19 protein-coding genes and 1 pseudogene are annotated in these 24,673 nt (G+C 47.9%); 6 read left to right on the forward strand and 14 right to left on the reverse strand.

Going from position 1 to position 24,673, the window contains the following annotated elements:
* Positions 1-145 precede the first annotated feature (145 nt).
* Positions 146-613, forward strand: a complete 468-nt coding sequence (locus tag EPB59_RS16380) for a molybdopterin-dependent oxidoreductase (protein ID WP_154173887.1) — start codon at positions 146-148, stop codon at positions 611-613.
* Positions 610-1,710, forward strand: a complete 1,101-nt coding sequence (locus EPB59_RS16385) for a GGDEF domain-containing protein (protein ID WP_055050278.1) — start codon at positions 610-612, stop codon at positions 1,708-1,710. The genes EPB59_RS16380 and EPB59_RS16385 overlap by 4 nt, the downstream gene beginning before the upstream one ends.
* Positions 1,711-1,758: 48 nt before the next feature.
* Here the strand turns inward: EPB59_RS16385 and pstB are convergent, their stop codons facing one another.
* The 4 genes from pstB to EPB59_RS16405 form a co-directional block, all read right to left on the reverse strand.
* Complete coding sequence (gene pstB / locus EPB59_RS16390) at positions 1,759-2,514, reverse strand: phosphate ABC transporter ATP-binding protein PstB (protein WP_000858875.1); 756 nt, start codon at positions 2,512-2,514, stop codon at positions 1,759-1,761.
* Between the two features lie 28 nt (positions 2,515-2,542).
* A complete protein-coding gene (gene pstA, locus EPB59_RS16395) occupies positions 2,543-3,406 on the reverse strand; it encodes a phosphate ABC transporter permease PstA (protein WP_055031288.1) in 864 nt (287 codons plus the stop codon).
* A gap of 5 nt (positions 3,407-3,411) precedes the next feature.
* The gene (gene pstC / locus EPB59_RS16400) at positions 3,412-4,332 is read right to left on the reverse strand and encodes a phosphate ABC transporter permease subunit PstC (protein WP_000150745.1); all 921 of its coding nucleotides are present in this window, start codon (positions 4,330-4,332) and stop codon (positions 3,412-3,414) included.
* Positions 4,333-4,410: 78 nt separating this feature from the next.
* Positions 4,411-5,232 carry a phosphate ABC transporter substrate-binding protein gene (locus EPB59_RS16405; RefSeq protein ID WP_055050277.1) on the reverse strand — a complete coding sequence of 274 codons (822 nt, stop codon included), beginning with the start codon at positions 5,230-5,232 and terminating at the stop codon, positions 4,411-4,413.
* A 370-nt stretch (positions 5,233-5,602) separates the two neighbouring features.
* On the opposite strand from EPB59_RS16405, the gene EPB59_RS16410 reads away from it, so the two are divergent.
* Complete coding sequence (locus EPB59_RS16410; RefSeq protein WP_154173889.1) at positions 5,603-7,246, forward strand: methyl-accepting chemotaxis protein; 1,644 nt, start codon at positions 5,603-5,605, stop codon at positions 7,244-7,246.
* Between the two features lie 85 nt (positions 7,247-7,331).
* Here EPB59_RS16410 and EPB59_RS16415 read toward each other — a convergent pair whose 3' ends face one another.
* The 6 genes from EPB59_RS16415 to EPB59_RS16440 all read right to left on the reverse strand — a co-directional run bounded on the left by EPB59_RS16415 (position 7,332) and on the right by EPB59_RS16440 (position 17,297).
* Positions 7,332-7,895: a DUF1566 domain-containing protein gene (locus EPB59_RS16415; protein WP_055064105.1), complete on the reverse strand. Its 564-nt coding sequence runs from the start codon at positions 7,893-7,895 to the stop codon at positions 7,332-7,334.
* Positions 7,892-9,328: a DUF1566 domain-containing protein gene (locus tag EPB59_RS16420; RefSeq protein ID WP_154173891.1), complete on the reverse strand. Its 1,437-nt coding sequence runs from the start codon at positions 9,326-9,328 to the stop codon at positions 7,892-7,894. Before EPB59_RS16420 ends, EPB59_RS16415 begins: the two co-directional genes overlap by 4 nt.
* Positions 9,325-11,601, reverse strand: coding sequence for a proprotein convertase P-domain-containing protein (locus EPB59_RS16425; RefSeq protein ID WP_154173893.1), 2,277 nt, complete (start codon positions 11,599-11,601; stop codon positions 9,325-9,327). Before EPB59_RS16425 ends, EPB59_RS16420 begins: the two co-directional genes overlap by 4 nt.
* A 9-nt stretch (positions 11,602-11,610) precedes the next feature.
* Positions 11,611-13,752: a TonB-dependent hemoglobin/transferrin/lactoferrin family receptor gene (locus EPB59_RS16430; protein ID WP_154173895.1), complete on the reverse strand. Its 2,142-nt coding sequence runs from the start codon at positions 13,750-13,752 to the stop codon at positions 11,611-11,613.
* On the reverse strand, positions 13,752-15,752 hold the full coding sequence (locus EPB59_RS16435) for a prolyl oligopeptidase family serine peptidase (protein ID WP_154173897.1): 2,001 nt from the start codon (positions 15,750-15,752) through the stop codon (positions 13,752-13,754). Before EPB59_RS16435 ends, EPB59_RS16430 begins: the two co-directional genes overlap by 1 nt.
* A gap of 198 nt (positions 15,753-15,950) precedes the next feature.
* Positions 15,951-17,297 carry a DEAD/DEAH box helicase gene (locus EPB59_RS16440; protein ID WP_055050455.1) on the reverse strand — a complete coding sequence of 449 codons (1,347 nt, stop codon included), beginning with the start codon at positions 17,295-17,297 and terminating at the stop codon, positions 15,951-15,953.
* 327 nt (positions 17,298-17,624) lie between these two features.
* Here EPB59_RS16440 and EPB59_RS16445 point away from each other — a divergent pair, with 327 nt between their 5' ends.
* Entirely contained in the window at positions 17,625-17,873 is a 249-nt protein-coding gene (locus EPB59_RS16445) for an Lpp/OprI family alanine-zipper lipoprotein (RefSeq protein WP_001038492.1), read from the forward strand.
* Positions 17,874-17,943: 70 nt separating this feature from the next.
* Here the strand turns inward: EPB59_RS16445 and EPB59_RS16450 are convergent, their stop codons facing one another.
* The 4 genes from EPB59_RS16450 to EPB59_RS16465 are packed head-to-tail and all read right to left on the reverse strand — an operon-like array spanning position 17,944 to position 22,035.
* Entirely contained in the window at positions 17,944-18,864 is a 921-nt protein-coding gene (locus tag EPB59_RS16450; RefSeq protein WP_154173899.1) for a L,D-transpeptidase family protein, read from the reverse strand.
* A gap of 8 nt (positions 18,865-18,872) precedes the next feature.
* The gene (gene phrB / locus EPB59_RS16455; protein ID WP_154173901.1) at positions 18,873-20,282 is read right to left on the reverse strand and encodes a deoxyribodipyrimidine photo-lyase; all 1,410 of its coding nucleotides are present in this window, start codon (positions 20,280-20,282) and stop codon (positions 18,873-18,875) included.
* A gap of 9 nt (positions 20,283-20,291) precedes the next feature.
* Positions 20,292-21,092, reverse strand: coding sequence for a MerR family transcriptional regulator (locus EPB59_RS16460; RefSeq protein ID WP_154173903.1), 801 nt, complete (start codon positions 21,090-21,092; stop codon positions 20,292-20,294).
* On the reverse strand, positions 21,082-22,035 hold the full coding sequence (locus EPB59_RS16465) for a YbgA family protein (RefSeq protein WP_195707126.1): 954 nt from the start codon (positions 22,033-22,035) through the stop codon (positions 21,082-21,084). The genes EPB59_RS16460 and EPB59_RS16465 overlap by 11 nt, the downstream gene beginning before the upstream one ends.
* A 313-nt stretch (positions 22,036-22,348) precedes the next feature.
* Between EPB59_RS16465 and deoD the strand changes: the two genes are divergently transcribed.
* Positions 22,349-23,059, forward strand: coding sequence for a purine-nucleoside phosphorylase (gene deoD / locus EPB59_RS16470; protein WP_000224891.1), 711 nt, complete (start codon positions 22,349-22,351; stop codon positions 23,057-23,059).
* Between the two features lie 66 nt (positions 23,060-23,125).
* Positions 23,126-24,594 (forward strand): annotated as a pseudogene (locus EPB59_RS16475) (transposase).
* Positions 24,595-24,673 lie beyond the last annotated feature (79 nt).

Genomic DNA, 24,673 nt, shown 5'->3' on the forward strand with positions numbered 1-24,673 from the left:
GTGTTGTCATAGCACTAGCGCTCAACGTTGCTAACCCATCAGCAACTCAGGTTGAAATGGCACGCGACAAATATCACTCCCATTGTCCAAACGTTGGTATGGATAAGCATCGGGAGTTCTGTCAAACAGCACGGAATAAAGAATCATGAGATGGATGTGGCTGATATTGACCTTATTGTGCAGTTCTTTTGCTTATTCGTCGGAAATTTCGATACAGATTGCAAATGAGCAACCTAAGGTTTTTTCGCTCAAGCAGTTAAGCACAGATTTACCTAAGGTTTCTTTCTCTACTCAACTACCCTGGCTACAAGGTGAGCATAACTATACGGGTTTCAGGGTGAATGACCTTCTTGAATATTTGCAACAAGATCAAGTCAGTTCTGTCACTTTTATGGCACTCAATGACTATGCTGCTAATATTTCATTAGCAGACATCCAGCAATACAATCCTATCGTGGCTTATTATATGGATGGGACAGAAATGAAGATCCGTAATAAAGGACCATTTTGGTTGGTGTACAACCTAAACAACAACCCGAAGCTGAACAATCCCATTTACTATAACCATATGGTTTGGCAGATAAGTCATATTCTGATTCATAAGAAGCCATGAACACACAGACCCAGAAAACGCTACACCCCTTGATTCTGCACGCTAAGACGCTATTGATCGTCATGTCGGCGATCCTAATTCTGGCTAATTTGTATTTACTCAATACCACTCGTGATTTATCTAAATCCTATTCTTCGCAGACGAATCAAGCGATATGGTTTTTATTTCAACTCAATAAAGAGTTTACGGAGATGCTTTCGCTATCCCCTTATCTATTGAACTCAAATAGCAATCGCCAACAGGTGATGGTGAAATATGAGCTGACATGGAGCCGCTTTGATCTCATTCTTAGTAGCCCAGAAGCCGACGGCATCATCGGAATGCCTAGCACTCGTGACTATTTCCAAGCGGCTTTTGCACGTTTTCAACAGCTTGAGCCTTTACTGTTGGCAGCGAAGGATCCCGATAGCTTACAAACTTTTATTTTAGCGGCCGAGCAGGAATTCGATATTTTCATCCAGTTTATTAACCGTACTTTTGGGGTGCAAAGCCCTTTGTATATGGAGCAGAAAGAACAGGTCAATTACCTCAGCCGCATCCAATTTATGCTAATGCTATTGATGTTTGGTTGTGTGGGATTGGTGAGTTTTATTTTGCACAAAGAGTCCGAATTCCATCGTATTTTAGCCCTAACCGATCCACTCACTGGGCTGGAAAACCGGACGGCGATGTTTAGCGAATTAGAACGCTCCCGCCGTAGCGGTGGATTTTCGCTGTTTCTACTCGACCTTAATGGTTTTAAACAGATTAATGATACCTATGGTCACCAAATGGGTGATGCGGTGCTTAAGCAAGTTGCCTATCGTTTAAATCATTCAATTCCGGCGTTTGATTACCGAGTTTTTCGAATGGGAGGCGACGAATTTGCTTTGATCTTCAGTAGCATCAACACCACAGAGCAAATGATGATGCAGCGCATGATAAAAGAGTGCTTTGAACAAGAGTTTGAGTTAAATGACTCTTTACGCGCCAGACTGAGCACTAGCGTGGGTGTCAGCACTTACCCGCTCGATACCACCAACCTAAGTCAGCTGATTTTTTTAGCCGATAAAAACATGTATGAGATGAAGTTTCTACAAAAAAGCCCCTCATCGTGAGGGGCAAAATTTACCATCGCTTATAGTTATAATTCCATCAAATAAGGCTTAACCGAAATCCCCGTTAACGTAACCGCGAGTACGGTCGTCACGTGGGTTACTGAAGATCACTTGAGTGTCATCGTGCTCCACCAACTCTCCCATTAGGAAGAAAGCGGTGCGGTCAGAAATACGACGTGCTTGTTGCATCGAGTGCGTCACGATAACGATGGTGTAGTTCTTCTTCAGATCTTCCATCAATTCCTCAATCTTGTGGGTCGCAATCGGGTCAAGTGCGGAAGTGGGTTCATCCATCAAAATGACATCCGGTTCCATTGCAATCGTGCGCGCAATGCACAGACGCTGTTGTTGACCACCCGATAAACCAAACGCGTGAGACTTGAGGCGATCTTTCACTTCATCCCACAATGCAGCACCGCGCAGTGAACGTTCAACCACTTCGTCGAGATGCTTTTTGTCTTTAATCCCTTGCGCACGCAAGCCATACGCCACGTTTTCATAAATGCTCATTGGGAATGGGTTTGGCTTTTGGAAAACCATGCCAACGCGGATGCGTAGGTCTGACACATCGATATTGCCATACACATCTTGGCCATCCATGGTCAGTTTACCTGTGATAGTAACCCCTTCGATCAGGTCATTCATACGGTTAAGGCAACGCAGCAGGGTGGATTTACCACAACCTGATGGGCCAATCAGCGCCGTCACTTGACGGGTTGGAATTGGCAGGTTGATCGATTTCAGGGCTTGGTTCTCACCGTAGAACAGATCAAGATTTTCGATATTGAATTTGGTCGTTTTCATTGTGTTATCTCTAAATTCTGTCAATGACTTAGTACGTCGCAGTATTGAATCGTTTGGCGATGAGTTTGGTGACCATGTTGATCAGCAGTACCACCACAATCAGCACCGTGGCGGTGCCATACGCTTGGTTCCATTCTTCAATGGTGAACAGTTCTGTGGTCAGTTTGTACAGGTGAACGGTTAGGGTACGGCCAGAATCCAGTAAAGAGTCTGGAATACGCGCCACCATACCTGCCGTCAAAAATACCGGTGCAGATTCCCCGATAACACGACCAATACTCAGAATGACAGAAGTTAAAATCCCCGGCATTGCACTTGGCAAAATCAACCGACGAATGGTGTAAATTTTTGAAGCTCCGACACCATAAGAACCTTCACGGTACGTTTGTGGTACCGACATTAACGCTTCTTCCGTGGTGCGGATAATGACTGGCAGGATCAAAATACTCAGGGTCAATGCACCGGAGAGAATCGAGAAGCCTAAGCCCAAAATCGCCACGAAGAAGGTCATACCAAACAGACCGAAAATGATCGATGGAATCCCCGCCAGTGACTCAGTACAGAAACGGATGATTTTGACTAAACGGCTGCCCACTTTGGCATATTCCGTTAAGTAAATCGCCGTCATAATGCCGATTGGCGCAGCCACCGCAATGGATGCCACGACCATGTAGATGGTGGAAATGATCATCGGGAAAATACCGTGCTCATCACCAGTATGGGTGTAATTATCGCTAATAAATTTCCAGTTAACGTGCTGCAAGCCGTTCGACAGGATGTACCAGATAATCCAGAACAGGAAACCCACCGTCAGTGCCGCAGAAATCCAGATAAAAGCACGCAGGATATTGTCTTTCAATACACGCGCTTGTTTGAGTTTTACGCGATCCATAGCCATTACCTCGCCTTCTCACGGTTCAAATACAACAATGCTGCGTTCAACATCATGATAAACACCAGCAGTACCACACCGGTTGCGTAAAGCGCGTTGGCATGCACACCACTCGCGTAAGACATTTCAATCGCAATGTTAGCAGTCAAGGTACGAGCAGAATCAAGCAGGCCTTCTGGCATCGCAGGTGCGTTACCCATCACCATGATGATCGCCATGGTTTCACCCAAAGCGCGGCCGATACCCAAGATAACGCCCGTCATGATCCCGGAACGCGCTGCAGGAACCAGCAGTTTGAAGATGGTGTAGATGCTTGAAGCACCCAGTGCGAGCGAACCTTCTTTGTAAGCACGCGGTACCGCACGAATCGAGGTTTCAGACACGGTGATTACCGTAGGCAGAATCATCACACCCAGTACGATAATCCCAGCTAAAATCGTGTTACCCGCAGGAACGTTAAACACGTTTTGGATCAACGGAACGATGATCACCAAACCGAAGAAGCCGTACACCACAGAAGGGATGCCAGCAAGCAGCTCAACCGCAGGACGAATGACATCGGCTACACGTTTGGGTGCCACTTCCGCAATGAAAACGGCAGTGAGTACGCCAACTGGAACACCCACAATCACGGCACCAAAGGTGGAAACAACAGAAGCGACAATCATAGTCGCGACACCGTACAGTGCTGGTGGTAACCAGTCTTGACCAAGCACAATGCCTGTTACGCCAGCCTCTTGGAAAGCAGGAATACTTTCCCGAACAATGAAGTAGGCAATGATGCCAAGAGAAACAATGCCGATCACGGCACTGGTAAGAAACAAACCGTGAAAGATACGTTCTTTCCAGTCAACACGTCGTTGCTCACGCAGACTACGCATAGAGGTATTATCCATAAGCTTGTCACTATTTGTTGCGATGGTCATAAAATCACCTATCGAACTAAGGTCGATGTAAACAAAGTACCCGACCCAAATTGGGTCGGGAAAAGAGTGTAGAACGAATTAATTAATTGCGATGTAGCCTTTGTCAGCGACAATCTTCTGTGCGTCAGCAGACAGCATCCACTCTAGGAATTTTTTCGCTTCCGCAGATGGCTTATCTTGCTTGTACAGCACGAGGAATGGACGAGAGACTTTGTAAGTACCGTTTTTCACGTTATCTACGCTCGCTTCAACGCCGTTCACAGACAATGCATGAACAGAGCTATCCACGGTACCCAGTGAAATGTAACCGATAGAGTATGGGTTTGATGCCACCATCGTTTTCAGTGCACCGTTGCCGTTAGCCACTTGAGCACGTTGAGAAATTGCTGATACTTCTTTATCTGCAATTTTCTTTTTCAGTTCCATGATGTCTTCGAATGCACCACGAGTACCCGAAGCGGTATCACGAGTGATCGCAACGATTGGCTTGTCTTCACCACCGACTTGTTTCCAGTTGGTGATTTCACCTTTGTAGATTTCAGAAACTTGCTCAGCCGTCAGGCCTTTCACTGCATTGCTTGGGTGAACCACTACAGCGATACCGTCCAGCGCAATTTTCTCTTCAACTAGCGTTGTTTCTTTTTCAGAATCTTTCAGACTACGCGATGACATACCGATGTCCGCGCTACCATTTTTTGCGGCTTTGATACCCGCAGAAGAACCTGGGCCTTGTACTTCAATGAAAACTTCAGGATTCATTTTTGCGTAAGTTTCAGAAAACACTTCCATCAGCGGAGTAACACTGCTTGAGCCCACTGCTGAGATTGTCTCTTTCGCCATAACTGGAGTTACTGCAAGTGCGCCCATAAGAGCGATAGCACCGATTACTGTCTTTTTCATCACAAATTTCCTATAAGTGGCTTTGTTGCCGTTGTGTTTCACTTGAACGAGGCTCACTTTAGGCTGCGAATATGACAATTATGTTTCAGTTAATTGAACCCTCTATGACACCTCCCTCTTATTGTTCATAAAATCCACACACATAGCATTTTCACTCCAGTTTTTATCAGGCTTGAAACAAAAAATTAACCACGAAAATTAAATATTTCTTCTATCGACAAGCAGAGATTAAAAGCGTGATTATCGTCAACTTTTTATGGTTGTTTAAGGTTTGCAAGCGATTGCAATCTCACCGCCGATGCTTATTATCGATGGGCATTTATTTCAAATAACGATAATTATTCTTAATAATTTTTAGAAGAGGATCACCATGCGCCAGTTACTCAGCGGCTTGTCTATCAAGCTGCAGGTTGTAGTACCGGTATTTTTCACTCTGTTGTTACTGATCATTGGTATTACGTTCAGTACCTCCAGCTTAAAAACCGCCTTCCACCAAGTTACCGTCTCCACAGAACAACTCATTACCGATAAAGATAATCTCACCACCTTGATTGATAACACTTATGCGATGCGCATTAGCGCCATTTATAGTCTGTTTCGCCCCGCAGAAGTCACCGCCCTTCCTAACGTTCTTAAAGAAAAACAAACCGAAAACTTGGCGCTCTTACGCAGCCTTGCGGATAATCCCGAACTGAAAAATGAAGTCGCAGGGCTTACACAAGCCATGCAGCGTTATGTGGATTACTCGATTCAAACCATGATCCCGTTACTGAACATTCAGCATGGTGACCAAGAGAAAGACGAGCGGTTTACCACCCAGTATGAACAAGCCACCGCCGAGTATCGCAAGGTGGGCAATGACATGATTAAAGCCATCGATGTGCTATCCAATCGCTTAAATCAAGTGGCCATGAATACCATTGATGAAAGTGAACACGAGCACGATTCGGTGATGTCTCAATCCACTTTTGCCTTAATCGGTATTTTACTGGTCGCTGCGCTAAGCAGTTGGCTACTGGCGGGCATCATTGTCACTCCGATTCGTCAGCTGCAACAAACTGTGCGTGAAGTGGCAAAAGGTAACCTACTGGTTAAAGCCCAGGAAGTGGGTAAAAACGAGATCACGTTACTGGCACGCGATGTGAATGCTACCGTGACCCAACTGCGCCAAACAGTAGAAAATCTAGTGCGCATCAGTACCGATGTGGCTTCCGCTTCAACTGAATTAGCAACCGTGATGACGCAAGCCAGTGTTAACTCCGATCAAGAAAAGCAGGAAGTTGAACAAGTGGCTTCAGCCGTCAATCAGCTGCAAAGTACCGCGCAAAGTGTGACCGACCATGCGCACAGTGCGGATGGTGCAGCCCAACAAGCGAACCAGCTTGCCTCACAAAGTTTGCGCATGTTTGAAGAGAGCAATCGCGCCACAGCCAAAATGGCCGATCAGCTTACCGAAGCTGCGCAAGTGGTCAATCAACTCAAAGATCAGTCGGAGCGTATCGGTAACGTGACCGAAGTGATCCGCAGTATTTCAGAGCAAACCAACCTGCTCGCTTTGAATGCGGCAATTGAAGCGGCGCGCGCGGGAGAAAGTGGACGCGGCTTCGCCGTGGTGGCCGATGAAGTGCGAATGTTGGCTGCTCGTACCCAAACTTCAACGCAAGAGATCCAAACCATTATTGAAGAGCTGCAAAACCAGTCAAGCACTGCCAACAGCAGTATGCACTCAAGCTTGAGTCTACTTGAACAAAACCAAGCATTGGCGGCAAAGGTCAGCGCATCACTCACCGAAATCAATCAAGCGATCACCGCATTGGGGCAGATCAACGCTCAAGTCGCAACCGCCTCGGAAGAGCAAAGCCAAGTGACCAAAGACATCAACCGTAATCTAAGCAACATCTATGAGTTGGTTAGCCAAAATGTCACGGGGATTACCCAATCCGCCGCGGCAAGCCATGAACTTTCTGACCTCGCCGAACAGCAACACCAGCAGCTCCAGTATTTCCGCGTGTAAATGACTCGGTGCTCTTTATGACATAAAAAAGGTCTGGCTAAGCCAGACCTTTTTACTTTTCGGCGTATCCGTTGCCCACTTGGGTTTATTCGTCATCCGATACCAGTAGCATCCCCATTTCATAACCGTGAATCGAGTATGCGTAAAGTTCACCATTGATTGCATCCCATACCCAAGCTTGTTCACGCTCAATACGCATGGTGTTACTCCACAGATAACCCGATAGATTGCCGACTTCAGTCACTAAGCCAGAGGCAAACGCTGTCTCATTCGCCGCAGGTGCAAAGCAGGCGTGCTCAGTCAAACTATTGAGCTCTTTGATGTTGGGCATACGCCACTGTTTTACCCCCGCAAACTGGTGCAAACGGTGACGACTGTTGGGATGGTTGATCGCTTGTACTTCTTGCAGCGCCGCTTGCCAACGCAGAGGTTGCACTTGCCCCGAGCAACGCCCTTGTGCGGCATTCCACTCTTTACCAAAGGTGCAGCGCATCCACGTTAACCCGGTGTACAAATCTTTCACCGTTCCTTGAGTGCTGTACACGTAGCGCAAATTGGGCGCAGTGCGCGGAATATCGCTGGCGCACTCCTGCGCCATAACGGGCAAGCTCAATATCAGCCACATTGTTGCCATTGAGAATCGTCTCATTCCTCTACCTCCACAACATCCGCCACCATACGCACGGGAAGCACCAAGGAGGAGCCAGCATCGGCGACCTGATCTTGGTTATAGACTTCAAGTATACTTAACTCTCCCTTGTTCAAGCCTAAGTGACTGATAATTTTATAGTTCCTAACGCCTTCACTCAAAGCGAGTGCATAATTGGTATGGCTCAGTGCCGAAGTCCACGTATGCCCAGAGTAATCTTGGTTTTGGCTCTGTTGCGGGAAATACACCACACTCAGCGCCTGCGCGTCTTCGCCCATGTCACCAAAATCAAACAGATTGAATAGCTCAGCATTGGTGGGTAACCGCCATTGGCGAATGCCACAACGCGCGGTTTGGTTCAAGTGTTCAATGTATTGCGCAGTCGTACACAAAGCATCACCCGCACTGCGGCAAGTCGCTTCAGCTAAATCGTCAGCATAAGGACTAAAGCGACCGGGAATTTCGAGGGCGAATAACCGTTCTTTGTTGTTGGTCGACGCCGGATCTGCACTTTTCACTTCCCACACCAATCCGGTCAGTTCATCACGCACACAAGACCACTCACTCGCACTCTCACTCAGCCGTTTCCCTGCCGCGTCTAACTTACTGAACATAAAGCCTTCTTTGCCCAATTGCGCATCACGACCGTATTCGGCATCCTGCTCAGGGTAATCACTGTTGGGGACATAACCGACTACGCCCCCTTCCTCATAAAAGGTGACCAACCCTGTGTCATTTAACGGCACTTGGCGAGGCACTCGTTTCGCCAACTGCACAACGTACTGCGTTAATTGCGCTTCATCCAAAACGTTGTGCACAATGCCCGGATCCTCTTCACCAAAGGTTTGTGCCAAGGCGGCCAGCACTTGTGGGCGCAGCTCAGGCTCGATCAGCGGCAACATTTCCAACATATTGGCTTCGAGCTGCGCCAAAGCATTGTCAGTCAGTAGGGAGCTCAAATCGCGCGCGGCCACGATGCCACGTTGCTCCAATTGCCCAACAAACAAAGTGAGTGCGTCATGCTCGGTATAACCGGCGAGCATTAACGCGGCGAACAACGTACTCACGCCATTAATCACTCGCTCTCCGGCACGATTGAGCCCAGGAGCGGCTAACACCATGCGGGATGATGTGGGATGGGAGGAACGAGCGGCACTGCCGCTGAATTCGGCCAAAATCGGTAGCGAGTAGAGCGATTTATCCACACTGCGCAACGTGAAGCGGCCATCGCTATCAGCTTGTGTCGTTAACTCTCCCGCATCACACGTAAAATTCTGGTTTTGGTCTAAGCAGATTTTACTGTTTAGGGCGATATTCTGTGCGACCAGAGACCCAGAGACCACATACTCAGGTAAGCTCACGTCCGTGGTTTCCTCACCACCACAGCCCGCTAACAGCAGCGCGCTATAGATCAAAGTGTTGTGAAATTTCATTGTTGATTACCTTTTTTCGCCACACGACGACGGTGAAAAACACTCAGTAACAGCAGCAATATGCCGCTCAAGGAAGTGCCGCCTGCGGTAATTTCTTCCTCTTCTAACGGTTTGTTTTGCTCTTGCGTTGCTTTATCGCAGGTATAGCGTTTAACTTGTCCTACCCCCCACAGCTGCAAGGTGCCGGTATTGCCCGCCACATTGTCGAGGATTTCCAAACGCCAGTAGCCATCTAACCGCTCACCGCGTAACACTTGTAGCGCCTTTTGGTGAGCCAATACCCAATAGTCATCCAATTGCGCAACAGGCGTCGTTTGATTATTGAGGATTTCCACCCGAGTACCCTGCGGCGAAATCAAGGTGATACGAAGATCCTGCATATTGCTGTGATTGAGTTTTAAACGCAGTGCAAAATCATCTCCGACCGTGCGAGCTTCCCCATCCACGAAGAAATTGTAACTTTTGAAGCCAGAAGCAAGTTTGCCATCGTCACCCAACTGTGCATCACGCAGCTTTGAATCAATCGCAGTAAAGGTGTGATCCATGTTCGGAATACCAAACACGACAGGCAGCTCAGCTTGCCAAGTTTGTATGGTTAAGAAGTGGGCATATTGGTAACTAAGATCGACTTGAACCGAGGTCGCGACACCACATTCATAGTGGCTTGGTGCGGGTAATCTCCACACCACACTCGCCAGATTTTCTTGGTTAAACGTTTGGGTTTGCCCTGCCATCACAACGGTTGCTTGGGTGGTGGCAGAACGTTCAGTCGCATTCACGTAGATGTTTTGGTTTGCCAGCGGATCAAGATATTGCTTGGCGAAAGCCACCTTAAACGGTGCTTTAAGCAAACCATGATGCTGAAGATTGCGCTGTAAGATCTGCTGATAGTCTTTTTCTGGATAAAGTGCGTTGGCAACATACAGCATGTTTTGCGCAAGATCGTGCATCAGCACTCCACGCCCGACACCGAACATCGACTCCAACACCACCGTGTTGAATTCATCAAAGGCACCCACACCATACTGCTCCACCGATTGCTTCAAACTTTGAAACAGCGGTGTTGACCACAGTTCATCCCCCAAGTAACCCGCTTCATGTTCATGAGCACGATAATCACCGGCTGAATAATAACGCGCGGCTAAGTTAGCCAGACTGCGAGTGGAAATGGTCGTCCCAAAATAGCCATCCCAGTTGAAAAGAGTATCAACTTCAAATGCTTTGCCCTGCTCAAATTGGTTGCGGTAACTATGCGCTCCTGCCCAATAATCGCCAAAGCCTTCGCCTAAAGCCCCCGAGTGTCCGTACGCCCAATCTGGCACGATCTGGTAATGAATCGCGTGACCAAACTCATGCCAGATGATATCTGCATCGAGCGCGTCGGGAGATCCACCTTGTCCAAATAGGATGGCATTCGGCCCCACATAATAAGACGAGTTATTGGCTGAGAGCGCCGCAGCATCAAACAAAATAGGTTCCTGAATTGGATAACCCAGCGACGTCAAATACTGTATCGAGCTATCCAGATGCGCAAACGCCATGATGTGAGCAAAGCCCTCATCGGCGAATTGCGTCGCTTGTAATGACGCAATCGAATCCCAGCTCACCACGCCTTTTGCTGCTAATAAACTCACATCACTGTCGGTGTAAACCGCACTGTCAGCGGCTTTCTCTTGGATCGCTTGCGCATCAACCATCTTTACTCGCTCGTTAGCAAGATAATAGCGGCCACCCGATTGAAGCAATGACACTTGGGCTCGAACATACTGTGCGGAGTTGGGGTAGTCCTCTATCGTTAACCAAGGCGTCGCAGGAGCGGCCAAACCATCCATGGTGCGCAGATCTGGGTCAACAATCGAGACTTCAACCTTAACCAAAGTCCCCGCCGTTAATTCTGGTGGTTGAAGCGCATTTAAACGCTGTGGGGCAACCAATTCGGCGGCCACACTCGGCACGCCATTCACCAACACGGTATCGTTTAAGCTTTTAAACACCCGCGTGACGTAGCCCTGTTTGTCGGTGGACAGCACGATCGTCTTTTGCCCTTGCAGTTCACCATTTTGGGTCAAGTCAAAATTGTAGTGTGTGCCTAACAAGCTGGTTTTATGGTAACGCAGCGTGGCTTGCCCAACTTGCGGGTAATACTTTTGCACAAACGCTAATGCATCTGCGTCACTAAAAACTTTATCGCTCGTGGCAGGGTAATCCCACTGTGCTGCTAGCGTGAGAGGCGCGAAGAGGCTGGCTAACGTTAGAGTTAGTATTGATTTCATCGTGAACTCCTAGAACACATACTTAGCGTGGAGGGTGAAATAGCGTCCCGGCTCCGTGGAATAACGCGTGTCACTTTGCGCCACACCCGCGACGTCTTGATAGCGGATGTACTCTTTATCAAGTAGGTTGACCACGTTGAAGCTGGCACTCCATTGAGCGTTCCATTGGTAGTTGAACCCCATGTCCCAACTCACCCAACCGGCGGTGGTCGCACATTCCGTTTCACTGCCTTGCTCTGTGACGCAAGTGGAGACTCGGTTCATGGCACTTGCCCAATTCAGGCGGCTGTATGCATCCCACTGTTCACGTTGGTAGTTGATCTGCACATTGCCTTCTAAGGGCGTCAAGGTACGAACATACTGGCCTTGGCCATCTTTTCCGTTCACATACCCCAGTTTGTTTTCAAAGCTCCAACGCTCATCTAGGCGATGAACTAACGACATTTCAGCCCCGTAGGTTTTGACTCCGGCAATATTTTGGTACTGCTGGATCACTGAACCCGTGGTGTCGTCATAGCCGACTTGTTTGACATCGATAAAGTTATCGAAGAGGGAATAAAAAACCGCCACATAGAGCTGAGTCTGACCATTGTCGTATTTGCTTCCCAACTCGAAACTGTCACTGGTTTCAGCGCGCAACTTATTGTTGGGTTTGATCATAAATGGCGTCAGGGGAACGAAACTGTGGTCGCTTGCCCCATAGGCTTTATCGTAACTTGGCGCACGAAAACCGTGGTTATAGCTCAGGTACGTGTTCCACTCTGGATGCCATTGATAGGCAACGGAGGCACTCGGCGACCATTCGCTACTGCCCATCGTCACCACTTTGTAGCCCTGAATGCGATCGGCACTTTTTGGCGTCAGCTTTTGCGCATCAAAGCGTAAACCGGCCGTCAGTGCCCAATCACCGAACGTGAAGTGATCTTGCCCATACACGCCAAAACGATACTCGCGCGCGGGTGCAAAAGGTTCGTCCGGTTGCTGCTGCTCGCCCGACGATTCAATCACACGCATGGTTTTCGGACGTTGATAATCATGCCCATCAACGCTCATTCCATACGTGAACTGGTGCAACTTCTCTGCTTGTGGCCACTCTTTTTGCGCATTGAGTGTGGCTCCTAACGCGGCATCGTCAAAACCTTCATCTCGCAATTCACGACGATAGGAAAGGATGCCCGAGCCAGAAAGATCGTTCGACATTAAACGGTTCGTTTGGGTGATGTTGTTTGTGCTGCGCCAGTAAAGTTTCCCTTCCAGCGTATCCATCCAAGCCAAGTAAGCATCATAATCTGCGCCAACACTTATCAGGCGCGTCTGGCTACGTTGATACTCATTAAACGTCACTAAATCCCATTTATCGTCTTTTTGGATCGAAGCGGAACCTTCACGGCGTTGCGCGTTATCATCAAAATATTCTAAGCGGGTTTTCAAACGCAGCGTATCGTTCAACCAGTAATGGTGAGTAAGCGCGAGGTTGTAACCCTCCACTTCACGGTGATACAAATCCTGCTCAAAGTTACGCGTTTCTTCACCTTGCCAATAGTCTACCGTCAACAAGGTTTCGCCATCACCACGACGCATCGCCAACGCATGGCTGCCTTGGTAACGATTGCTGATACCGCTGTAAGTCAACGCGGCATCGACGTAATAGTCACGGTCATACAGATAATCTTCCGGCGTTTTGCTCTCGATAATCACTACACCGCCAATCGCACCAGAACCGTATAGCGTTGAGCTTGCCCCTTTCACAACTTGCACTTGTTTGACCTGACTCAAGCTAAAGGTATTGCGGCCATATTTGTCGTTAATATCGGCTGCGCCATAGCCATCAGCGCTTTGTACCCCATCGCGCACAATCGCAATGCGGTTGCCGGTCATACCACGAATCGTGATATTTTGTGGACGCCCCGCTCCGCCAGTGACGCTCACGCCCGGCTCTTGGTTCAGTGCATCATACAACTCAGTCTTGCCTTGCTTTTCAAGAGTTTCCCCTTCAAGCACCGCGACTGAACCTGCCACTTCTGACAACGGTTGTTCAATTCGATTGGCTGTTACCACCACTTCTTCATAGTGGCTTGGCTCAGATTCGGCATGAGCGAACCCCGCCGCGAGTACACTAAGTACCGCAGCTGATACTGGAGAAAGCTTCATTACTGCCCCGCTTTTCTGTTTTTATCTAAGGTGAGAAAGAAAGCATATTCACGCGCCTGTTTTTCGAGCGCTTGGCGCCGATCACTGGCGTGACCCGCCTGAAAATCCGTGGATAAAAGATAAGGTCCCGCCCCTTGTGACAAGTCACTCAGACGAGCGAGATAACGAGCCCCTTCCCAATAAGGCACTCGGTTATCCCACCAACCGACATTAACGAATGTCGGCGGATAAACCGCGGCGCGCAGATTGCTCACCGGATCATAAGCAGCCATGACTTGACGCTGTTCCGGTAGTGTTGGGTTACCCCATTCCTGATACTGTTGGGCGGTCAATGCTTGACTGGTATCACTCATACTGGCCAGCACATCGACAAACGGTACTTGCAGTACGGCTGCGGCAAATAAATCAGGCTGCTGATTGAGCGCCGCCGCGACTAACGTGCCGCCCGCACTCCCACCGATGGCATAAATGGCTCGGGTGCCTTGATCAAAATGCGTCAAAAATCGAGCCGCTGCGAGGAAATCGTCAATGCCGTTTTGTTTATTCAGTCCAGCGCCAGCTTGATGCCACGCTTCACCGAGATAGCCGCCGCCACGCACATGAGCAATCGCGTAGATCATGCCGCGATCAAGCAAGCTGACAATTTGCGGCATAAAATAGGGCTTCATCGTCACGCCGTAAGCACCATAGCCATACAGCACCACACTGCTGCTTGGTGTCAACTTGTCTCGCCGATACGCCAACGTGACAGGGACCTTAATGCCGCCTTGCGCAACCCAAGCCGTATGAGTTTGATATTGAGCAGAGTCAAACCCCGCGTAGCTATCTTGACTTAACGTTTGCCACTGTAACTGTGCTACATCCAATTCATGCCAGCTGGCTGGCTCGGTCATCGACATGGCACGCACTCGCAAGCGATTGCTAGGTGCATCACCATTACGGGAAATCCAAGCCACTTGTCCCAAGGCTTGTAACTCAAAGTGAGTACGCACTTCGCCTTGGTAATCGAGAACCCAAATTTTCGGTGCTAAGGATTGATCTTCCACCAACACAATCCCTGCATCAAACAAATAAAAATTGCTCAGTGAGCCTATTTCTTTGTGTGTGATGAACGGTTGCCAATTCAGCTCCGCTTGCGGTAACGGTTGGCGATAAAGCTGGAATGTCCCTTGATGATTACTGTTGATGTAAAGCGTGTCACCCAACACATCGACGTAATACTCCACCCCCTCTTCGGCACTGCGCAACCATGGCATCAAACGACCCGTTTGCGTATCCAAAAGACGTTGTTGGGTCGCGTTTTCATTATTTTGCTGTATCACGACATAACGCGGATTACTGGCAGAATAGAGCGAAAACAGCCACTCAGCCGAGCGCCACTCATCAAGCTGAGTGGATTGGCCACTCGCTAACTCAAAACGTTGCAACTGAGTGTTGCCATTCAAATCGGATAAGTAATAAAGGCTTTTACCATCCGGAGCCCAAACAAAGTAAGTGCTCGCAGTTGCAGAAATAACTCGCTCGGTACGATCGGTTACATGCACTAGGGTGATCCTATACTGCTCGTCACCACGGGTATCTTCCGCTAATGCAATCCACTCTCCTGAGGTATCCGGCATCCACGCCGCTAATTGGTAGTAATCAAAGGCGTCAGCACGCACCGAGAGATTAAGAAGTGGTTTTATGTCATCCGGTGCATTGATTTTGACCAGCTGTCGATCGCCATTCCATTGGATATCGTTGTACTGCTGATGCGATCGGATCAATGCCGGTGATGGCGCTTTATGCTGCGCCGTTTGTTGCCATTCTCCGACCAATGCCTGAATGTCAGAGCTATGCGGTTCAAACCAGCGGTCGGCTTTCACATTTTGATCGTTCAGGTACTGTTTCACACGAGGCTCTGAACGGGAGTCATCACGAAGCCATTGGTAGGAATTGTCTGCGTAGGCATGAAAAACCGACAGAGATGTCGTCAGTGCCAATACATTGAGCAGTTTCATCGAAATAGTGATTACTATAAGAAATAAAAATCGGTCGCCACTCTAACACAAATACAAACAAGATCAATTATCATTTAGATTTATTTAGAGTAAAACCCCTATCGATAAACTCACAGCTCAATAGATAGGTTTTCTTTCGGCATAAAAAAACCGCCAGAAACGGCGGTTTTTATTCAAGCTCAGCTCAAGTTCGAGCAATTATTCGATCTCATTTTCCTGATCAAGTTCAGGCTTCGGTGCCACTTTCTTTTTCGGAATAAATACCGAATCACCCACTGCAACGTTTTGATAGAAACTCTTATCACGCGAAACTGGTTTTTTCGCTTTGGCCGGAGCTTTCGTTTTGTTCACACGTTTACTTGGCGCAGCTTTAGGCATCGCTTGACGTGGTTTTAGGCCTTTAAACTTACCTTGCAGTCCTTCCAGCACTTCAAACTGAATATCTTGTTGTAAGAAAGCTTCCACTCGTTTGAAACTATCCCAATCTTTAGGCCCAACCAGCGACATCGCATCACCTTTGTTACCCGCACGACCAGTACGACCAATACGGTGAACGTACTCTTCCGTATGTTTTGGCATATCAAAGTTGATCACATGGGTGACCGATGGAATATCAAGCCCGCGAGAAGCCACATCGGTTGTCACTAAAATCTTAAATACGGTGCGCTCAAACTGACTCATGATGGTGTTGCGTTGTGTTTGGTTTAGGTTACCGCTCAACGCAACCGCTTTGAGGTTACTCTTATTGAGTTTTTCGGTCAGGCGATCGGTATCAGCACGCGTTGCGGTAAAGATGATCACTTGACGGTACTCTGCATCTGCAAGAATGCGATCCAACAAAGCTTCTTTATGGTCCAAATGGTCACACAGGTAGAAGTGTTGAGTAATGTCTTTATGCTCTTCACAACCCACACCAATAGCGATGCGTTTTGGCTCATTGAGCATTTCCATCGCCATGTCATTCACATCGGCGTGATCCAAAGTTGCAGAAAACATCAATGTTTGACGGCGACGATGCTTCGCAGCGTTATGGATACGGCGCAACTCTTTGGCAAAACCCAAATCCAGCATACGGTCGGCTTCATCTAGCACTAGCGTTTCTAAACCTTCCAGAAACAGTGAACGGTGATCCAAATGATCGGCTAAACGTCCCGGCGTGGCCACAATAAAGCGAGGACCACGAGCTAACGCCTTCACCTGGTCGTTAAAGTTCTCACCACCCGTGATTAACGTCGCCGTGTAGCTAAGGCCTGCAAGCATAGAACGCAGTTCACCATACACTTGTTTTGCCAATTCACGAGTTGGAACCAAAATGACGCCACGAGGATCTTTTGCTGAAAATGCTTTGGTTTTTAAAGATTTGTGCAACATCGGCAGCACAAAGGCCAGCGTTTTGCCCGAACCTGTCTTAGATGAAGCCAACAAATCGCGACCAGCAATCGTTAACGGAATCGCCTGTTGTTGAATCTCTGTCGCTTGTTTGAAATTGTAATGCGCTAGATTTTTCAGTAAGCGATTATCTAAGCCTAAATCTTTAAATTGCAAAGTATTCTCCATCTTTGGTTCTGTTTAAAAGTACGAAGTAGATCACGAAAAAGCCCAGTATGATAACGCAACTCACCCATTCATAGATAGTCGAGGGATAAAATAATCCCAAAATGAATAAGCCTATCGAATACAAAAACTCAACTCATAATCTAAAAAATAAGATGCCCGACAATTTGTTGATTCGTTGTCAAATTCTTGGATTTTTTTAACTTTTGAGGGCTAGTTTTGCGCAAAATAGCGACTACAATTGAAGCGTCCATATTTTAATTTCTCATAAGTATAGGACGTAACTGATACCGACTTTACCAAGTTAAGGAGTTCTCTATGAACAAGATGTTAATCGCAGCAGCAGCGTCTTCCGTACTTCTACTAGCGGGTTGCGCCTCTGGTCCTGATGAAGCTACCACTGCAAAAATGAACGAAATCAGCAATCAGGTCAGCGAACTGAACTCGCAAGTTGCTGCACTGACATCAAAAGTGGATCAAGCAACTGAAGCAGCTAAAGCCGCTCAAGAAGAAGCTGCTCGCGCAAACGAACGTATCGACAACATTGCTCAGTCTTACACCAAGTAATTCCTGAGTCATTGACTGAATTGAAGAGCCAGCGATTGCTGGCTCTTTTTTCTCTGACGTTAAATACCGATTATTGCTCAGCCGATTCCCAAACTGGTGGAGCAATTTCTACTGGAACACCATTTTGCGCCAAAATAGCGGCACGCGCTTTAGCATCTGAGACCTTATTTTCGTCTAACCACCAGCTCAGTTCTTGTGGCATCACTAAGGCGTGTTTAACACCGTCACTGCGGGTTAAAGGTTCGTGCACTTCAATAAACACACTGCGATCCGGCTCTAAAGCGACTTTGATCGGCTCGTTAATAATGCGAACTTTTTCGCCGCGTTCCACTTGCTGAAATAACCACTCGATATCTTTCGGGTCCATACGAATACAGCCTGAACTCACGCGCATACCAATCCCAAAATCTTTGTTGGTGCCGTGGATCAAATACTCACCCGACCCATAAGCCAATCGCATCGCGTAATCCCCCAGTGGGTTATCTGGCCCAGCCGGTACCACTGCGGGTAAAATATCCCCTTTGGCTTTATGTTCACGACGAATCGATTCCGGCGGTGTCCACGTCGGGTTCTTGCGCTTACTGCTGATGGAGGTTTGCATCACAGGGGTATCACGCCCAATCCGACCGATACCAACGGGGAAAATATGCACTTTCCCTTCATCAGGACGAAAGTAATAAAGACGCAGCTCAGCCAGATTAATTACAATTCCTTCATAAGGAATTTTCGGCAGAATAATTTGTGCAGGAATTGCAAGAACAAAGCCTTCTTGTGGTAAGAAAGGGTCGACACCGCGGTTTGCTGCCATCAACGCTAGCAGACCAATATCGTACTGTTTTGCAATGTCCGACAGGGTTTGTCCTTTTTGAATTTCATGGTACTGCGTATTGCCGACAATACTGCTGCCCTCAACAGGCAATTCAAACACAGCAGCATTTACACCGTAACTGATGGCCCACGCACAACCGATTGCCCAAACTTTCTGCCACATACTGCTGATTATCCCTTCGCTGTTTTATACAAGCGTAAGGTTACTTCTCTTTCCTGTTTATGATCAACTAGTCGCGCAGGATATGACACGCTATTGACCGCAGGATAAGTCCAAGGCTGGTGAATATACGCGGCCGACATTGAGCGTAATTCCGGAACCCAGTGACGGATGAACTCTCCTTGTGGGTCAAATTTCTCCCCCTGACTGACTGGGTTGAAAATTCGGAAATACGGTTGCCCATCGCAGCCCGTGGAAGCGCACCACTGCCAGCCACCGTTGTTGGCTGCATAATCACCATCGATCAGCTTACTCATAAAATAACGCTCGCCCCAGCGCCAATCGATATGCAAGTCTTTAGTGAGAAAACTCGCCACAATCATGCGCAACCGATTATGCATCCATCCCGTTTGATTGAGCTGTCGCATCGCAGCATCAACAATCGGATAACCGGTGGTTCCTTCACACCAACGTTGGAATTTTTCGTTATCGTTCCACCATTCAAGTCGCGAACCCCATTCATGAAAATCACGGCTTTTTGAAATGTTGGGTTCAATCGCCACTAAGTGTTGATAGAACTCACGCCAAATCAGCTCGCTCAACCAGACTTGCGCCCCCTCGCTAAGAGCCCCCATCGAGGATTCTCGGTACAGACGCGCCACACATTGTCGTGCCGATAACGCCCCAATCGCCAGATAGGGAGAGAGTACACTCGTCCCTTCGCGCGCTGGAAAATCACGCTGCTGATGGTAATTCTGTACTTGATCTCGACAAAAATCGCGCAATTGATTACGTATGGTTTCAAAATCGACTGGCCATGATTGGCTATCGACTCTTGGGTAATCGAATGGTTGTGCTGAATTCCAAACCCAACTTGCCCATTCATTTGAGAGCGCCCATGGCTCCGCAGGCGGATTTTTGGCAATGATAGGCGGCTGGAACAGACTCAACCAAGCGCGTTTAAACGGAGTAAACACTTTGAAGTGTTCACCTTGCTTGGTACGAACGCAACCGGGGGGAAGGAGGCATTTGTCATCAAACGTAGCCCACGAAATGCCTCGCTCATCCAACAAAAGCTCTGTATGTCTATCGCGTTGCTGCTCATCGAGTTCATAGTCACGATTGGCGAAAACTTGCGTGGCGTTCAGCTTGCTTGCCAACTGACTCACCACCTCTGCAGCGGCCCTAAAATCCGCCACTTGTTGATATAACAGCGGCACATTAAGCGCGGCGAGTTCTTGTTGCAGTTCGCCTAACCGCCGCCAGATAAAATCGGCTTGAATAGGTGCTAAATGATGTTGTTGCCACTGTGCCGGCGTTGCAATATAAACCGCAGCGACAGGTTCGCCGCTCGCCATCGCGGCACTCAGTGCCGTGTTATCAAAACTACGCAAATCGCGCCGAAACCAAACCAATTTCATTCTGATACCTTACTGCTGTTGAAGCTGCTGCAATACTTCAGATAACACGCATTGTTGACCAAACTGCTGCTGCAAATGTACCAATGCCGATTGCTGAATAGCGGGTAACGGACGATGAGCATGCAGGGCTAACGTATGGAACTGCGCTAAACCAACGTGGTCTTGTAAGCCACGAATATCGTCAACGGCTTCAAGCAAGGTAACTTGGTAGCCCTTTTCCGCCCATGTAAGCGCCCAAAGCCATGCGTTAAGAGACCCAGCGTCATCCAAGCTCAGGCACAAACATTTGCCTTTACTGGCCGCTTTATTTTCGGCATCTAGCACAAATGCCAATTTAGTGAGCATAAGTGTGCGAAATAACCCCATTTGCAGTGAGCGCAGCGGCCCTTTCACCCGTTCTAACGCTTCTAACACAGGGTGTATAAATTGGTTTTGCATCACCTCTAGCGGATACTCTTTCAGCACGGTGGCAATAACCTGTTCAGCTTTAGAGCGTTGCAACGCAGCCAAAGCGGTCAATAACACCTCGCACTCTTCCAACTGGGTCACTGACTGCTGGAGAAATTCCGCTTCTGGCGTACCACTTTGTAATAGAGCACCCACTTTGCCAATCGCCACCCCTTTTGCTAGCCAACTTTGGATCTGGCGGATCATCTCGATGTCTTGTTCTGTAAATAGACGATGGCCCTTTTCGGTACGATCGGGTTGTACCAAGTTATACCGACGCTGCCACGCTCGCAGCGTCACTGGTTTTACGCCCGTTATTTCCGCCACTTCACGTATTGCGTAGTGTTTTTCATCACAAGCCATAGCGTAATTTCAACTCCGAAGGATAAGGATTGAGGTAACGTTGCTGATCCAGATACGGATCGGGGTACAACGCGAGATAATGTTTCAATAAAGTCAGGGGGGCGAGCAAAGGCAGTTCCGCTAAGCGGTAACTTTCGATGACCTGTGCTAACTCCGCTTTTTGCAGCTTGTTGAGTGAGCGTTTGAAATATCCTTGTAAATGCATCAACACATTGGTGTTATTTTTACGGCTCGCGGGGTGCGCGAGTGCTTGCATTAAACCTAAACGATATTCCTCAATAAACCGATCCAATGGGTACTGCTTCACATTGGCCACCCATTTTCCCAAAGCACGGTAGGATTCAGGATGATGCGCCATCAAACTCAATTTGTAGCGTGAATGAAATTCAACCACTTTCCTTGCACTCGGAGTTTCACCCATACTGGTATAAAAATCATGTAGGCAGTAAATCCGTGTAATAAAGTTTTCACGCAGTACCGGATCATGCAGGCGGCCATCTTCCTCAATCGGCAACCAAGGCATTTTCTCCATTAAGATGCGGGTATAAATCCCCACCCCTTCTTTTTCGGCACTATTGTGCTTGTACACTTTGACTCGTTCCATACCGCAACTGGGTGATTTTGCGCAGACGATATATCCACACAGTTCCGCATTACTAAGCTCTGCCACTTTTTGTTGCGAGTAACTTTCTAACGCTTGGGTATGGTCACGCGTTGCATCTTTGGTTTCCACCAATGCAATACGTTGATTTTCTGAAAACAGCCGCAGAGTTGGACGTGGCACCGGTAGACCCATTCCCATCTCAGGACAGACAGACACAAACTCCGCGTAGCGTGCAAGCTCATCCGTGACGAAATGGCTGATTTTATGCCCGCCATCGAAGCGAACTTTGGCTCCGAGAAGACAAGCACTGATGCCAATTTTGAGTGGTGTGGTCGGCATACGAGTCTCCAACACTTATCTGTACAATAAAAATTTATGTACAAGATCTATAGCACGTGATTTCATGCTGTACAAATAATATTTTTGTACACCAAAGACAAACATATAAAACCAAACGATTGGCTCAACGCTTGCCTTATCAGTTTCAACATATTTGGTTATCAACTAGGGATATCAGGAACTAAAGAGAGTAATTTGTGACGATGCTCTCAAGGAGCCTTACCCATAGTGGCTAGTATTGGCGCAACAGATAAATCCTCAGCCAACAGGATTCGTAATCAATGTATTGGCTGAATTGAATTGGAGAATAACCATGGCAACCCCACACATTAACGCGCAACCTGGTGATTTTGCTGAAACCGTACTGATGCCAGGTGATCCGCTGCGTGCGAAATACATTGCGGAAACCTTCTTGGAAGACGTGAAGCAAGTGTGCGATGTGCGCAGTATGTTTGGCTTTACCGGCACTTACAAAGGCAAAAAAGTTTCGGTGATGGGCCATGGCATGGGTATTCCATCATGCAGCATCTATGTACATGAATTAATTGCTGAATATGGTGTAAAAAACATCATCCGTATCGGTAGCTGTGGTGCCGTGCGTGACGATGTAAAACTGATGGATGTGGTGATTGGTATGGGCGCCTCCACCGATTCCAAAGTAAACCGTATCCGCTTCAGTGGTCATGATTTTGCCGCCATCGCCGATTACGACCTGCTGGAAACCGCAGTGAATCAGGCACGGGCTCAGCAAGTCCCTGTAAAAGTAGGGAACGTATTTTCAGCCGATCTGTTCTACACACCAGAGCCAGAAATCTTCGAAAAAATGAAAAAGCTGGGCATTTTAGGGGTGGATATGGAAGCCGCGGGCATCTACGGTGTTGCCGCTGATCTTGGCGCACGTGCGCTGACTATTCTGACGGTGTCTGACCATATCCTACGTGGTGAAAAACTCAGCTCAGAAGATCGTCAAAAGTCTTTTAACGACATGATGAAAGTGGCGCTTGAAACCGCAATCAACATCTAATTTATCTTGTCATCACCGTCAGGCTGAAATACTCCTGACGGTCAGAAATACCCCGAGGGGGAGATCGTGCCTAACGACCAACTACCACCGGACGCAGAAGGTTTACAACTCAACTTTTGTAAAACATTGGCGTGTGACAACTTTGGATTGAGTGAGGCAAAGCATTACGTTTTGCAGCGCGTAAACCCGAAACGGCCAGCGATGGTTTGTCGTGAATGTGGAGCTTTCCCCCCTTACTTAATAATCACGAAGTGGTGAATGAGCTACACCGCTTGCGTCAGCTGCACAGCGAAGGGTTACCCGCTTGCCATAATCCGGCGTGCCAGAACACGGGATTATCCGTCCATACTCACAAACAGCTTTATCACGCCTTTGGTTACAGTGGTGATCGCCAACGTTATCGTTGTAAAGCCTGCCACTCGACGTTTGTGGATAAATGGTCAGGTGCCAATCATAAGCTCAACTTCCAAGAATCTCTGCTCGGGTTACTGTTTACAGGTTATTCCGTACGTGAAATTTGCCGTAAGCTCTCGATTAATCCGAAAACGTTTTACGATCACCTTGACCATATCGCGAGCCGCTGTCGGCGTAAACTCGCCATGATTGATGCCCGCTGGGTCAATCACGCCAAAACTTACCAATTCGCATCTCACTATCAACCGTTACAAGCACACAGCAATAATGGGGTATTTTGGGTAGCGACTGGGGATGCCAAGACAGGCTATATCCTGTGTCAGCATCTCAACTATTCTGCCAATGAAGAACCAACCGGCAGTTTGGATCACGATCCATACCAAACCCCTGCTCGTTTTGTACCCCGTGAGTATTTGGTTGAAGCGCAAGCTTCCACTCACAAAGTTAATACCTCGCTGCGTGAACGTATTGATAACCGCTATCAACTGATTTTAGCGCGAGGCAACGTGGAAGACCCATTAGGCAATATGGCTCAGTTCCACTACCCATCGAAAGGTGCAGTAATTCGCCCACCCTACACCTCTTATGCCCATTATTTACACGTGTTGGATATGTGTGACCCTGAAAAACGGGTTTCGATTTTCATGCCGCAAGACCCTCTGTTACGTTCAGCGGCATTGAGCATCAGCCTATCGAGGATTCAACGTCAAAATGTTGACCTGATGTACGTAGAAGAAGACCCAGATTGGCAAGCACCGGCTTCATTCGACAAGACGGATATCGTGCACATGGGATGGTGGCGAGATCGCTGGGCTATCGCCCATTCAGGCAGCAAAGCCAAGGGGATCTGCTACCTAGCGGGTAGTAACTCTGACCCACAGCACTGGTTACAGCACGCTTCAACTCGGCAAATCGAATACTATCAAAACCGATTCCAGCTGCTGTTTGAATCGTTTGTTAATGAACCTCGTCGCAAACTACGTCCGGGAGGGATCCAACCCTTATTGGATATTTTCCGTGCATGGCATAATTTATGCTATCAAGATAAACACGGATTCACGGCAGCACAAAACTTAGGTTTATCGCAGCACCCTCTAACATTAAAGGAACTTTTGTCCTAAATTGCTTAGAAGAACAGAGTGTGAGATAGCACCAATTATTGTCGAATGACTTGATAAAAGTGTCCGTTTTTTCACATGA

The organism is Vibrio metoecus, from assembly GCF_009665255.1.
GTDB lineage: Bacteria > Pseudomonadota > Gammaproteobacteria > Enterobacterales > Vibrionaceae > Vibrio > Vibrio metoecus_B.

Excerpts from the sequence above, each read along its gene's own strand:
- EPB59_RS16380 (WP_154173887.1), top strand. The coding sequence starts at position 146 with ATGAGATGGATGTGGCTGATATTGACCTTATTGTGCAGTTCTTTTGCT.
- EPB59_RS16385 (WP_055050278.1), top strand. The coding sequence starts at position 610 with ATGAACACACAGACCCAGAAAACGCTACACCCCTTGATTCTGCACGCT.
- pstB (WP_000858875.1), bottom strand. The coding sequence starts at position 2,514 with ATGAAAACGACCAAATTCAATATCGAAAATCTTGATCTGTTCTACGGT.
- pstA (WP_055031288.1), bottom strand. The coding sequence starts at position 3,406 with ATGGATCGCGTAAAACTCAAACAAGCGCGTGTATTGAAAGACAATATC.
- pstC (WP_000150745.1), bottom strand. The coding sequence starts at position 4,332 with ATGACCATCGCAACAAATAGTGACAAGCTTATGGATAATACCTCTATG.
- EPB59_RS16405 (WP_055050277.1), bottom strand. The coding sequence starts at position 5,232 with ATGAAAAAGACAGTAATCGGTGCTATCGCTCTTATGGGCGCACTTGCA.
- EPB59_RS16410 (WP_154173889.1), top strand. The coding sequence starts at position 5,603 with ATGCGCCAGTTACTCAGCGGCTTGTCTATCAAGCTGCAGGTTGTAGTA.
- EPB59_RS16415 (WP_055064105.1), bottom strand. The coding sequence starts at position 7,895 with ATGAGACGATTCTCAATGGCAACAATGTGGCTGATATTGAGCTTGCCC.
- EPB59_RS16420 (WP_154173891.1), bottom strand. The coding sequence starts at position 9,328 with ATGAAATTTCACAACACTTTGATCTATAGCGCGCTGCTGTTAGCGGGC.
- EPB59_RS16425 (WP_154173893.1), bottom strand. The coding sequence starts at position 11,601 with ATGAAATCAATACTAACTCTAACGTTAGCCAGCCTCTTCGCGCCTCTC.
- EPB59_RS16430 (WP_154173895.1), bottom strand. The coding sequence starts at position 13,752 with ATGAAGCTTTCTCCAGTATCAGCTGCGGTACTTAGTGTACTCGCGGCG.
- EPB59_RS16435 (WP_154173897.1), bottom strand. The coding sequence starts at position 15,752 with ATGAAACTGCTCAATGTATTGGCACTGACGACATCTCTGTCGGTTTTT.
- EPB59_RS16445 (WP_001038492.1), top strand. The coding sequence starts at position 17,625 with ATGAACAAGATGTTAATCGCAGCAGCAGCGTCTTCCGTACTTCTACTA.
- EPB59_RS16450 (WP_154173899.1), bottom strand. The coding sequence starts at position 18,864 with ATGTGGCAGAAAGTTTGGGCAATCGGTTGTGCGTGGGCCATCAGTTAC.
- phrB (WP_154173901.1), bottom strand. The coding sequence starts at position 20,282 with ATGAAATTGGTTTGGTTTCGGCGCGATTTGCGTAGTTTTGATAACACG.
- EPB59_RS16460 (WP_154173903.1), bottom strand. The coding sequence starts at position 21,092 with ATGGCTTGTGATGAAAAACACTACGCAATACGTGAAGTGGCGGAAATA.
- EPB59_RS16465 (WP_195707126.1), bottom strand. The coding sequence starts at position 22,035 with ATGCCGACCACACCACTCAAAATTGGCATCAGTGCTTGTCTTCTCGGA.
- deoD (WP_000224891.1), top strand. The coding sequence starts at position 22,349 with ATGGCAACCCCACACATTAACGCGCAACCTGGTGATTTTGCTGAAACC.